The organism is Paraflavitalea sp., assembly GCF_059502485.1.
Map to the genome: position 1 here is coordinate 1,729,727 of NZ_JCACET010000008.1, position 13,220 is coordinate 1,742,946.

The 13,220-nt window shown below is 47.8% G+C and carries 10 protein-coding genes; all 10 read left to right on the plus strand.

Going from position 1 to position 13,220, the window contains the following annotated elements; all coding sequences use genetic code 11:
- Positions 1 to 4: 4 nt before the first annotated feature.
- Complete coding sequence (gene rsmH, locus AC5JBY_RS09725) at positions 5 to 955, plus strand: 16S rRNA (cytosine(1402)-N(4))-methyltransferase RsmH (protein ID WP_495904384.1); 951 nt, start codon at positions 5 to 7, stop codon at positions 953 to 955.
- A gap of 208 nt (positions 956 to 1,163) precedes the next feature.
- Positions 1,164 to 1,532, plus strand: coding sequence for an FtsL-like putative cell division protein (locus AC5JBY_RS09730; protein ID WP_495904385.1), 369 nt, complete (start codon positions 1,164 to 1,166; stop codon positions 1,530 to 1,532).
- Between the two features lie 32 nt (positions 1,533 to 1,564).
- Positions 1,565 to 3,703 carry a penicillin-binding protein gene (locus AC5JBY_RS09735; protein WP_495904386.1) on the plus strand — a complete coding sequence of 713 codons (2,139 nt, stop codon included), beginning with the start codon at positions 1,565 to 1,567 and terminating at the stop codon, positions 3,701 to 3,703.
- 41 nt (positions 3,704 to 3,744) lie between these two features.
- Positions 3,745 to 5,211: a UDP-N-acetylmuramoyl-L-alanyl-D-glutamate--2,6-diaminopimelate ligase gene (locus tag AC5JBY_RS09740; protein WP_495904387.1), complete on the plus strand. Its 1,467-nt coding sequence runs from the start codon at positions 3,745 to 3,747 to the stop codon at positions 5,209 to 5,211.
- A gap of 175 nt (positions 5,212 to 5,386) precedes the next feature.
- Complete coding sequence (gene mraY / locus AC5JBY_RS09745) at positions 5,387 to 6,664, plus strand: phospho-N-acetylmuramoyl-pentapeptide-transferase (protein ID WP_495904388.1); 1,278 nt, start codon at positions 5,387 to 5,389, stop codon at positions 6,662 to 6,664.
- Between the two features lie 155 nt (positions 6,665 to 6,819).
- Positions 6,820 to 8,160 carry a UDP-N-acetylmuramoyl-L-alanine--D-glutamate ligase gene (gene murD, locus AC5JBY_RS09750; RefSeq protein WP_495904389.1) on the plus strand — a complete coding sequence of 447 codons (1,341 nt, stop codon included), beginning with the start codon at positions 6,820 to 6,822 and terminating at the stop codon, positions 8,158 to 8,160.
- Positions 8,161 to 8,233: 73 nt separating this feature from the next.
- Positions 8,234 to 9,505 (plus strand): FtsW/RodA/SpoVE family cell cycle protein, encoded by a 1,272-nt coding sequence (locus tag AC5JBY_RS09755; protein ID WP_495904390.1) that lies wholly within the window; start codon positions 8,234 to 8,236, stop codon positions 9,503 to 9,505.
- Positions 9,502 to 10,605 carry an undecaprenyldiphospho-muramoylpentapeptide beta-N-acetylglucosaminyltransferase gene (gene murG, locus AC5JBY_RS09760; RefSeq protein ID WP_495904391.1) on the plus strand — a complete coding sequence of 368 codons (1,104 nt, stop codon included), beginning with the start codon at positions 9,502 to 9,504 and terminating at the stop codon, positions 10,603 to 10,605. The genes AC5JBY_RS09755 and murG overlap by 4 nt, the downstream gene beginning before the upstream one ends.
- Before the next feature lie 4 nt (positions 10,606 to 10,609).
- The gene (gene murC / locus AC5JBY_RS09765; RefSeq protein WP_495904392.1) at positions 10,610 to 12,028 is read left to right on the plus strand and encodes a UDP-N-acetylmuramate--L-alanine ligase; all 1,419 of its coding nucleotides are present in this window, start codon (positions 10,610 to 10,612) and stop codon (positions 12,026 to 12,028) included.
- Positions 12,025 to 13,164 (plus strand): cell division protein FtsQ/DivIB, encoded by a 1,140-nt coding sequence (locus AC5JBY_RS09770; RefSeq protein WP_495904393.1) that lies wholly within the window; start codon positions 12,025 to 12,027, stop codon positions 13,162 to 13,164. Before murC ends, AC5JBY_RS09770 begins: the two co-directional genes overlap by 4 nt.
- The last annotated feature ends 56 nt before the right edge of the window (positions 13,165 to 13,220 follow it).

Here is a 13,220-nt window from a genome sequence, read left to right on the forward strand (position 1 = left end):
GCAGATGAGCGATAAGGACAACCATAACGCTGCATCTTTTTCCCCGGGCAATGCGGATTATCATATTCCGGTATTGCTGCAGGAAACGGTAGACGGGCTCAACATACAACCAGATGGCATATATGTGGATTGCACATTTGGTGGTGGCGGTCATTCCGGCGAAATACTAAAGCGGCTTGGTAAAAATGGACAATTACTGGTGTTTGACCAGGATGCAGATGCTAAACAGAATGTGCCGGATGATCCACGGATCATTTTTGTGCCGCACAACTTCCGGCACCTGCAACGGTTTTTGCGACTGCACAAGGTGGCACAGGTGGATGGCATTATGGCCGATCTCGGTGTAAGCAGTCACCAGTTTGATGAGGCGGACCGCGGTTTTTCTATTCGTTTTGAAGGTGATATGGATATGCGAATGGACATGCGGCAGGAATTAACCGCCTACGAAGTGGTGAGTACTTACGACGAGCCGCGATTGCACAAATTGTTTGAGCAATACGGCGAAGTGACCAACTCCAAAACCCTGGCGCGCACGATTGTGCAGGTCCGGCAAACCGTATCGTTGAAAACAATTGCCAATTTTAAACAAGCCGTTCAGTCGGTGGTGAAAGGGAATCCCAACAAGTACTTTGCCCAGGTATTTCAGGCATTGCGCATTGAAGTGAATGATGAATTGGGGGCCTTGAAAGAGATGCTGCAACAAACTCCTTCACTACTAAAGCCAGGTGGCCGGGTGGCCATCATCACCTTTCATTCGCTGGAAGACAGGATAGTGAAAAACTATTTCCGTAAAGGTGATACAGAGGAATCAGAGCAGATTGATCCGTTTGGACGGGATGTTGCTGAGTCGCCGCTGAAAATAATTACCAAAAAGCCAATCACTGCTACGCAGGAAGAGATTAAGCGCAACCCGCGTTCGCGGAGTGCCAAGCTGCGTATTGCCGAAAGGTTATAGGTGTTGACAAGGTGACACGTTAACAAGTTAAAAAGTTAGAGAGCTGATTGCCGATTCACGACTGCCGACTGCCGATTCACTAAGCGAGTTCTTATCATCAAAATAAAGGGTACAAATCCAATGTCTGAATGAGAGCCAGGTAGAACATTCAGCAATTTTATTAGCGGTTGGACGGTGAGTAACTGTTCAGCCGCTAATCTTAAAAATCATGAGCGAAGAAAAAGATCAAGAAGAAGTAAAGGAAACCGCACGCAAGAAAGAGCGGAGACGGCTGTTCAGCTATCGCTGGATAGTCAAAAACATTCCGTTCTTCCTGTTTCTGTCGGCGCTCGCGGTTGTATATATATATAACGGGCACTATGCGGACAAGACCATCCGCAACATCAACAAGGTGAGCAAGGAGTTGAAGGAATTACAATACGAATACAAGACGCTGAGGAGCGATGTGATGTTCCGGAGTAAGCAGAGCGAGGTTGCAAAGGAAGTAGAGCGGTTGGGATTGGGGTTGAAAGAGTTGATAACTCCCCCGGTCGTATTGACAGACTCAATGAGTATTGCAAAAGAGAGCAGCAATTAAACAATCGGTAATTATATATACAGGCCTGTCCCTTGGAAGTCAAACGCGATATATTATGGAGAGTGTACCTATGCTTTATCGGCATAGTGGTGTTCAGTGTGATCATATTGATGCGGGCAGTGTATATCCAGCAGATCCAGGGTACTCACTGGATCAACGAAGCTAAAAAAGACCAGCAAAAATTTGTAGAAATAGATGCTGAGCGCGGAACGATCTACAGTGAAGATGGAAGCATGCTCAGTACATCGATCCCGTTCTTTAATATATATATCGATTTCATGGCCGAGGGCCTGCGCGAGAAGAATGGCAAGCGCTTCAGGGATAATGTCGATTCGTTATCCACCAGCCTGGCAGATTATTTTAAAGATCGCAGCAGTAGCGAGTACAAGCAGTTGTTGCAGCAGGGATATCGTAAGAAAGATCGGTATTTCCTTTTTAAGAAGAACCTTTCATTTCAGCAATATAAAGAGTTACGCACCATGCCATTGATCAGGCAGGGTAGGGATAAGAGCGGTTTTATTCCTGAAGTAAAGGATAAACGCCTGAACCCATTTGGCCTGCTGGCCAACAGAACGATCGGCCTGTCGAGAGAGTATATCGATAGCGAGGGTAAGATGAAGAACACGAATGTAGGGCTGGAGAAAACGTACGATACAGTGTTGAAAGGAGAGATAGGCAAGCGATTGATGCGTAAAGTGGCAGCAGGTGTGTTTGTACCGGTGGATGGTTCCGAGATCGAACCACAGAATGGAAAAGACATCATCACCACGCTCGATGTAAACATACAGGACATTGCCGAGACGGCTTTAATGAAGACGCTCACGACCAACGACTGTGAATATGGCACCTGCCTGGTGATGGAAGTGAAGACGGGAAAGATCAAGGCGATTGCCAACCTGGGTAAGAGAAGCGATGGCACCTACTACGAAGACATGAACTATGCCATCCGCGCTTCTGAGCCGGGATCTACTTTCAAGCTGGCAACCATGCTGGCCCTGTTGGAAGACAAGTACATCGCGCTCAACCACCGGGTAAATCTGGAAGGCGGTGTGTGGCAGGTAAATGGCAGAACAGTATACGATAGTGAGAACCACGGATACGATGTTTCGATAAAAGAGGCTTTTCAAATGAGTTCCAATGTGGGGATGGCCAAGCTGGTGATGGCATACTATTCAAAAAAGCCAACACAGTTTGTAGATCACCTCAGGAAGATGCGCTTCAATGAATATTCCGGGATCGACCTGCTGGGTGAAACGACACCGATCGTTAAAACACCGAAGTCGAAAACATGGAGCGCTACTTCACTGCCTTGGATGAGTTTTGGTTATGAAGTGCTGGTAAGTCCTTTGCAAACCCTGATGCTCTATAACGCAATCGCCAATGATGGTAAGATGATGAAGCCTTACCTGGTGAATTCGATAAAAGAAAACGGGTTGGTAGTAAAAGAAAATCAACCCGAAGTGCTGGAGCAGGCAGTGTGCAGCGAGCAAACGTTGAGGTTGTTGCAGGAGTGTCTGAAAGCAGTGTGCAACGAGCCGCATGGTACAGCGTTCAGCTTGTTCAAAGGAGCGCCTTATTCGGTAGCTGGTAAAACGGGAACCTCGCTGATGGCAAATGGCAACCGTGGTTATGCCGATCATATTTACCAGTCATCCTTTGCGGGTTACTTTCCGGCTGATAATCCACAGTACAGCTGCATTGTGGTAGTGAAGAATAAACCATTTGCGCCGGTGTATTATGGGGGAAAGGTCGCGGGACCGGTATTCAAAGAGTTGGCGGATAAGCTGTATGCGTTGAATGCTGATAAAGACAGGAAAGCACCACAGTCCATCCCGGTTAAAAAAGATAGTTCTTATTATTTATATGCAGGCGCTGCCGAAGATATGCAACAGGTGATGAGCACCCTGCAATGGAAGTACAGGGATTCCGTAGGCGCTCATGAATGGACAAGGCTATATGCCGCTAATTATGAGCCGGTGCTGAACGGACAGCCTGTATCGAAAAAGAATATGCCCGATGTACGGGGCATGGGTTTGAAAGATGCCTTGTTCCTGTTGGAGAATATGCAGGCCAAAGTAATTGTGCGGGGCAGGGGTAAAGTGAAGACACAAAGTGTGACGCCGGGAGCGGTCTTCACGAAGAACCAGCCGGTGATCATTGAACTGAATTAATTAACAATCGCGTTGACAGCGTCCCTGGGACGATAACATATATGGCAGTTTTACAGGACATATTATATAAGGTAAGGATCCGCTCTGTGCACGGTAATCTGGCCGTGGAAGCGAAGGCCCTTCATATGGATTCCCGTAAAGTAGAGAAAGGTGATGTGTTTATTGCCATCAAGGGTGTAGCGGCAGACGGGCACCAGTACATCGACAGTGTGATAGAGAAAGGAGCAGTAGCGGTTGTATGTGAAGTGATGCCATCGGCTTTGAAAGACGGGGTTACTTATGTGGAAGTAGAGAACAGTGGCGCGGCTGCCGGTTATATGGCTCATAACTTTTATGGCCAGCCATCTGAGCGCGTAAAGCTGGTGGGAGTGACCGGTACCAACGGTAAGACGACCATCGCTACCATATTGTTCAAGTTGTTTTCAGGTCTGGGTTATAAATGCGGTTTATTGAGTACAGTACAAAACCATATCGGTGATGAGATCGTACCTGCCACCCACACCACACCCGATGCGATCAGCTTGAATGCATTGATGAAACAAATGGTAGATGCCGGTTGCTCACATGTGTTCATGGAAACCAGCTCTCATGCCATTCACCAGCAACGGATTGCTGGGTTGAAATATGCAGGTGGCCTGTTCAGCAACATTACCCATGATCACCTCGATTATCACAAAACCTTTGACGAATATATACGTGTAAAGAAAGCTTTTTTTGATTCACTGCCATCGGAGGCCTTTGCGATCTCCAATGCCGATGACAAAAGAGGAGCGGTGATGCTGCAGAATACACAGGCCCACAAGTATTTCTATAGCCTGCGTACGATGGCGGAGTTCAAAGGAAAGATTCTGGAGAATGGACTGACGGGCCTGGTGATGACCATCAACGACCAGGAAGTGCATTTCCGCCTCATCGGTGAGTTCAATGCCTATAACCTGCTGGCAGTATATGGCGCAGCCATCTGCCTGGGCGAAGACAAGTTTGAAGTGCTCCGTGTACTGAGTGAGCTGAGTGGTGCTGAAGGACGGTTCGACTATATCATTTCGGCGAATGAAAGGGTGATCGGTATTGTGGATTATGCGCACACACCCGATGCTTTGCTGAATGTGCTGGCCACCATCAAAGGATTGCGGAAAGGACATGAGCAGATCATTACGGTAGTAGGATGCGGCGGCGACCGCGACAAGACCAAGCGGCCGGTGATGGGTGAAGTAGCCTGTGAGCATAGCGACCGCGTGATCTTTACTTCCGACAACCCGCGCAGTGAAGACCCCGAGCAGATCCTTCGCGATATGGAGACGGGCCTGAACACGGCGGCGAAAAGAAAATATATCGCCATTGTAGACAGGAAGGAAGCGATCAAGACCGCGGTAAGCCTGGCGAAGCCGGATGACATTGTGCTGATTGCAGGCAAAGGCCATGAGAAGTACCAGGAGATCAAAGGCGTGAAACATCCTTTTGACGACAAGCAGGTACTGGCCGAGATGTACAAACTGTACGAAAAATAAAATTTCACGGACGGTTCACTATAAACTAAGAGTAAAAAAGAGCAGTAGAGCGAGGGAGAGACTACCATGAAGAAGAAGTAATTGAACGCTAAGAATGATCTGAGAAACCCTGAAGAAAGCTGCTTACCTCTTCCTTTTTCTTTCTGCTCTTTAACTCTTGGTCAAACCAACCAACATGCTGTATTCATTATTTGAGTGGTTCAAAGAAAGTGGTGTAAAGTTCCCGGGTAGTGCACTGTTCCAGTTCATTACCTCCCGGGTGTTGATAGCGGTGATCTTATCGCTGGTGATCTCGGCTGTGTTTGGTAAAAAGCTGATCAATTACCTGCGTAAAAGGCAGGTGGGTGAAACGGTTCGTGACCTGGGCCTGGCAGGTGAGCAACAGAAGAAAGGTACACCAACCATGGGTGGTTTGATCATCATCATGGCGATCCTGGTGCCTACTTTATTGCTGGCCGACTTGCACAAAGCCTATATCCGCGTAATGATCTTTACCACGATCTGGCTGGGTATAGTTGGTTTTATCGATGACTACCTCAAGTTGCGGGCAAAAAGGATTGCACAGGCACAGGGTATTCCTTATAAGAAAGGTGACAAAGACGGCTTGGCCGGATGGTTCAAGATATTAGGACAGGTGGTACTGGGTATCGTAGTAGGATTGGTGTTGATGTTCAACGAGAATACCAAAGTGTGGAGAGAGTATACTGGCGATGTAAAGGCAAACGACAGCACCATCATCAAAAGAACGTTCGACGGTAAGACGAAATATTTTGTTGAAGCGAATGAACCGATCACGACGATCCCCTTTGTGAAGTCGCACGAGTTCAACTATGCGAAGTTGTTGCCGGAAGCGGTAAGGGGACTGACCTGGATACTGTATGTGATCGTGGTGATCTTTATCATAACGGCTGTTTCGAATGGCGCCAATATAACGGATGGTATAGACGGATTGGCTGCGGGAGTGAGTGCGATTATCGGGGCATGTCTGGGCATTTTTGCCTACGCCAGTGGTAACCTGCGGTTTGCGGAATACCTCAACATCATGTACATCCCCAACCTGGGTGAGTTGTCCATCTTCATCGGTGCCCTGATAGGAGCCTGTGTGGGATTCCTCTGGTACAATGCCTACCCGGCGCAGGTGTTCATGGGTGATACGGGCAGCTTAACGTTGGGAGGTATCATTGCGGCGCTGGCCATTATCGTGCGGAAGGAGTTGTTGATCCCGATTTTCTGCGGCGTATTCCTCGTAGAGATATTGAGTGTGACTTTGCAGGTAAGTTATTTCAAATACACGAAGAAGAAGTATGGGGAGGGGCGACGGATATTCCTGATGAGTCCCCTGCACCACCACTACCAGAAGCTGGGATACCATGAAGCGAAGATTGTGACGAGGTTCTGGATTGTGACCATACTGTGTATCGTGTTCGCGATCGTAACATTGAAGATCAGGTAAGTAGTTTATATATAGTAGTATAGGTTTTTGCCTCTGATCAGTAAGTATCACAAGTTCCTCTTACGAAAAACCAACATAGTAGAGTAGTTGGATAAAGTTCAAACTACCGAAAAACCCCCTTTAATCCGATTCGTGGATAGTACCATTTTGTACTTATGAGCAAACGTTTGGTAATACTTGGAGCTGGTGAAAGCGGCGTGGGTGCAGCCATATTGGGCAAGCAACAAGGTTATGATGTTTTTGTATCCGATGGCCAGGCTATTAAAGACCATTACCGCGCAGAGCTGGAATCTTACGGTATTGCGTATGAAGCTGGCAAGCATACAGAATCCGACATCTTAAACGCCGACGAGGTAATGAAAAGCCCGGGCATTCCTGAGAAGAATGAACTGGTGAAGAAGATCAGGAAGCAGGGTATACCGGTGATCAGCGAAATAGAACTGGCTTACCGGTATAAGGGTGACAGCAAGATCATAGGTATTACAGGTAGTAATGGAAAGACCACCACCACTTCACTTGTGTACCACATCTGTAAAGTGGGTGGATTGGATGCGGCGCTTGTAGGCAATATCGGGATCTCATTTGCCAAACAGGTGGCAGTTGCTCCAAAGCCGGTATACGTAGCAGAGATCAGTAGTTTTCAGCTGGACGATATTCAGACTTTCAGACCGGACATCGCCATATTGACCAATATCACGGAGGATCATTTGGATCGCTATGATTACCAGTTCCGGAATTACATCAACAGTAAGTTCCGGATCGTCGAGAATCAAACAGAAAAAGATGTATTTATTTATTGTGAGGATGACCCTGTGACGATGCAGTACCTGGGAGGCTTTGCAATCAAATCTAACTTACTACCATTCACTATGAGCAGAGAAATTAACCGCGGCGCTTTTATTCAAAATGGGAAAATGACGATCGCTGCCAGCGACGAGAAGGTTCAGATGAGTATTTATGATTTTGCCCTCAAAGGGAAACACAATCAATATAACACCATGGCTGCAGGTATTGCCGGCTCTATGATCGGTATCCGTAAGGAGAAGATCCGTGATGCTGTACAGACGTTCGAGAGCCTTGAACACCGGATGGAGACCGTATCCACCGTGCGCGGCGTACAGTTTATCAACGATAGCAAAGCTACCAATGTGAATAGCACCTGGTATGCATTGGAAAGCATGGAAAAGCCCACGATCCTGATCCTGGGCGGGGTTGACAAAGGCAACGATTATTCGCTGCTGACTGACCTGGTGAAGGAAAAGGTAAAGGCCATTGTTTGCATGGGCGTTGACAACCGGAAGATACATGAGGCTTTTCAGAATGATGTAGAGGTAATGGTGAATACGGGTAGTGCCCGGGAAGCGGTACAAGCTGCCTTTCACCTGGCTAATAAAGGTGATATAGTATTGCTGAGCCCTGCCTGCGCCAGCTTCGACCTCTTCAAGAACTATGAGGACAGGGGAGAGCAGTTCAAGGCGGCGGTGAGAGAGTTGTAAGAGCGTGAGAAGTGAAACGTGAGGTGTGAGAGGAAGACAAAAGTGAATGGTGATGGGAAGGGATGAAAATGTAATGAGTAACTCAAAAGATATACGGTTTGAAGAAATGGCTTCTATTGGCAGAAGCCCCGGTAGCCTTTTGAGCAAGACGAAGGGGGATAAGGCTATATGGGCGATCGTGCTTGTGTTGGCGTTGATATCCATGCTGGTAGTGTATAGCTCTACCGGCTTGCTGGCTTATAAATATAACCGTGGCAACACGGAGATCTACCTGTTCAAACAGATCATGTTCATCATTGTAGGAATGGCCGTGATCTATTTTTCGCATCGGGTCAACTATACCTTGTATTCAAGGGTGGCGAGGATATTGTTTTTGATATCCATCCCGCTGTTGATCTATACATTGTTTTTTGGCGTAAGCCTCAATGAAGGTAGCCGCTGGATCAGGCTGCCGATCATCAACCTTACTTTCCAAACCTCCGATCTTGCCAAGCTGGCCCTGTTCATGTACCTGAGCCGGCTGCTGAGTAAGAAGCAGGATAAGATAAAAGATTTTAAACAAGGATTTCTGCCGGTGATGTTGCCGGTCGTTGTCATTTGTGTGCTGATCGCTCCGGCCAACCTTTCTACCGCTTTGCTGGTAGGCGCCACCAGCATGATGCTGATGTTTATTGGCCGGGTAAATACAAAGCATTTGCTGATGACCATTGGTATCGTGGCCATTCCGGTAGTCATCCTGGTGTCGATAGCTGTTGCTTATTATGATAAAGCAGAGGGGAAGTCGAAAGAGCTGCCTGCTGTTTTTGAAGTTGCCCGTCTACCAACGTGGATCAAGCGGGTGCAGAATTTCGTGTACGATAATAAGGATGCTGATAATAAAGATGCAAACTACCAGTCGGATCAGGCCAAGATAGCGATTGCCAAAGGTGGTATGCTGGGCTTAGGACCAGGCAACAGTGAGACGAGGAATTTCCTGCCGCACCCTTATTCCGATTTCATCTTTGCCATTATTATAGAGGAGTATGGTATTGTGGGTGGCGCTTTTATCATTTTGATCTATCTGTTGTTCCTCTTGAGGAGCATACGGGTATTTAAAAAGTGTCCTTATGCATTCGGCGCTTTCCTGGCGTTGGGGTTGAGCTTCACACTGGTGATACAGGCGCTGATCAACATGGCGGTAAATGTGAACCTGTTCCCGGTAACGGGGGTAACCCTGCCGTTGGTGAGTATGGGTGGTAGCTCGTTCCTGTTTACCTGTCTGTCCATTGGTATTATTCTTAGCGTGGCGAGGAATGTAGAACAATCGGAAGGCAAGGCAGTACCCGAAAAAACTGAAGCAGCTTGAACAAAAAAGTCATCATAGCAGGTGGTGGTACCGGCGGGCATATTTTCCCGGCCATTGCCATTGCCAATGCACTGAAGAAAATAGAACCGTCTATAGATATTTTGTTTGTTGGTGCGAAGGGGAAGATGGAAATGGAAAAAGTGCCGCAGGCTGGTTACCCCATCGAGGGACTGGATATTGCGGGCTTCAACAGAAGTTCACTGATCAAAAACATCGGTCTGCCTTTTAAACTGATCAAGAGCTTTTTCCAGGTAAGGAAGATCGTAACTGATTTTATGCCGGATGCAGTGGTAGGAGTGGGTGGTTATTCCAGCTTCCCGGTATTGCGATATGCACAGGCAAAGGGTATCCCTACTTTCATTCATGAAAGCAACTCTTTTGCCGGTAAATCGAATATGATGCTGGGTAAGAAAGCTACCCGGGTTTTTGTGGCGAGTGATGGCATGGATAAATTCTTTCCGGCTGATAAGCTGATGATTACCGGTAACCCGGTACGCAGCACGATCGTAAGCAATACCATCAGTCGTGAACAGGGTATGGAGTTCTTTGGATTGGACCCGGCTAAGAAAACAGTATTAGCCACCGGCGGTAGTCTTGGCGCCAAAGGGATCAACGAAGCGCTGGACGGACAGATAGACCTGTTTGCAAAGAACAATATTCAATTGATCTGGCAAACGGGTAAGCCCTATGCAGAGAAAGCTGCTGAACGGGCTGTAGAGAATAAGAATATCTGGGTGAACAGTTTTATTACGCAGATGGAATATGCTTATGCGGCGGCTGATGTAGTGATCTCCCGTTCAGGAGCGATGGCGATTGCCGAGCTGTGTGTGGTGAAGAAGCCGGCTGTGCTGGTGCCTTTTCCCTTTGCCGCGGAAGATCACCAAACGGTGAATGCACAACACCTGGTGAATAAGCAAGCGGCCATCATGGTGAAGGACAGCGAAGCAAAAGACAAGTTAGTGAACACGGCGATCGAGCTGGCTAAGAATGAACAGCAACAGGCTACGCTGAAGGAGAACATCGGGAAGCTGGCCGTTACGAATGCAGATGAAGTGATTGGAAGGGAGATTCTGAAGGTTGTCAATTCATTTTCACAGTGACGTTATGATCGAATTGAAAGATATACAGAAGGTTTACTTTATAGGAATAGGTGGGATCGGGATGAGTGCGCTGGCGCGGTATTTCAAGTTTCATGGCCGCCAGGTGAGTGGGTATGATAAAACGGAAACGCCGCTCACGAAGAAGCTGGTGGAAGAAGGGATTCCGGTTCATTATGAAGAAGACCTGTCTCTGGCGCCGCAGGATGCTCAGTTGATCGTGTTTACGCCGGCTGTTCCCAAGGCGCACAAAGAGTTGGTGTATTATCAGCAGAACAATTACACCCTGATGAAGCGTAGCGAGGTATTGGGGTTGATTACGAATAGTTCTTTTAATATCTGTGTGGCAGGTACCCACGGTAAGACCACCGTGAGCACCATGACTGCCCACCTGTTGCAGGACAGTGGTTATGGCTGCAATGCTTTCCTCGGTGGTATTGCTGTTAATTACAACAGTAACTACTGGAGTAATGAGCGGAACGTGTGCGTGGTAGAAGCCGATGAGTATGACCGGAGCTTTTTACGCCTGAGCCCTGATGTTGCAGTGATCACTTCGATGGATGCCGATCACCTGGACATCTATGGTACGCCGGAAGCGATGGAAGAAGCATTCATCGAGTTTTCCGGTAAGGTGAAGCCTGGTGGGTTGTTGTTGAGCAAGTATGGTTTGAAGCGGTCGGGTGAGTTAAAGACCGCCAACCACCTTACTTATAGTTTACAGGATGAGCGGGCAGATGTACATGCTACCAATATTCGCAGGCAGCAGGGGAGTTACACGTTCGACGTAGTGATGAAAGACTGGAAGCTGGAGAACGTAGTGTTGAACATGGGCGGCCTGCACAATATCGAGAATGTGACAGTAGCGATAACAGTAGCACATCGATTGGGTATCGCTGATGATAAGATAAAAGCGGCGGTGGCCAGTTTCCGGGGTGTGAAACGCAGGTTTGAGTACATCGTGAAGGAGTTGCCCGTTGCTGCAGAAAAGAAGAACGCGGTGGTGTTTGTGGATGATTATGCGCATCACCCCGAAGAGTTGAGGGCATTGATAACAGGCGCCAGGAATTTATTTCCGGACATGCTTTGTACGGTTATATTCCAGCCCCACCTGTTTAGCAGGACCCGCGACTTTGCAGACGAGTTCGCCGCTACGCTGGACATGGCCGATGAGGTGACTTTGTTGCCGATCTATCCGGCGCGTGAGTTGCCGATGGAAGGAGTGACCAGCCAGATGCTGCTGAGCCGGATGAAGAATAAGAGCAAACAGTTATTAAATAAAGAGGAGTTATTGAAGTGGGTGGAAGGAAAGATAAAAGCGGTTCGTGAGGACGCTAACCACGGTGGGTGGTTGCTGATAACAGCAGGTGCGGGCGATATCGATACGCTGGTACAACCTATAAAGAAGATCATCGAAGTTGATAAATGAAAGTGAAGCGGCATATCAGGAAGATGTTGGTGTTCGGCCTCTGGTGTATCATCGGGGCTGGTGTGGTTGTATTGCTGGTGGCGGCTATCAGGAACAGGAAGGATAAAACCTGTTCAGGTTATGAGATATCGATGGCCGGCGCCGATGGGCAATGGTTCATGAATAAGAAAGAGGTGGTGGACATTCTTACAGGCAATGGCGCAACGGTGCTGAAAGGCAGATCGCTGAAGCGCTTTGACCTGCGCAGCATGGAAGAGCGCCTGCAAAAGAATGTGTGGATCAAAGATGCGGAATTGTTCTTTGATAATAACGAGGTGCTGCAGGTAAAGATCGTGGAGCGCGAACCTATTGCGCGCATCTTTACGGTGACCGGGAATAGTTTTTATATCGACAGCAGCTGCGAAAGACTTCCTTTATCGGATAAGACTTCTGCAAGGCTGCCGGTGTTCACCGGTTTCCTGACAGATAAAGAGCGGGTGGGTAAGGCTGATAGTCTTTTGTTGCAGCATATAAAACAGGTAAGTCTTTTCATTCAGCATGATCCTTTCTGGATGGCGCAGATAGCACAAACGGATATTCTGCCCGACAGAAGGTTTGAAATGATCCCGATGGTTGGTAACCACATCATCGAGTTTGGCGATGGTACAGACTTTGATAAGAAGTTCGGACGATTGCTGCAATTCTACAAGATGGTGCTGAGTAAAACGGGCATGGATGTATACGAACGGATAAATGTACAATACGACAGGCAGGTCATCGGCGTCAAAAAAGGCGGTTATGTAAGCCGGACCGACTCTGTGCAGGCGGCACGGAGTGTTCAAAGCCTGATCGCTTCGGCTCAAACAGCGTTGATCGATTCTGCCAACAGTCAGGATCAAAGAAGGTCTCAGGAAGTGTTATCGTCGGTAAACAATTCACCGGCTAAACCCACAATCACTGAAAAACCACCCATACCTGTGACGACTGCCCTGAAGCGAACGAATGATTCAAACCGTAAAAATTCTCCTACGAAAGACCCATCCTATGAAACCTCGACCAAAGCCGTAAAGAAGAAACCGGCTTCGAAGCCGACAAGTTCGAAGCCGCCGCCAGCAAAGAAGGGACAGCCCAAGGCGGTGATGCCCAAGAAGAGTTAGGAATGAAGTGTTAACCTTCTATGAAAACAAGCGACTAATCAATCATACCAACAACT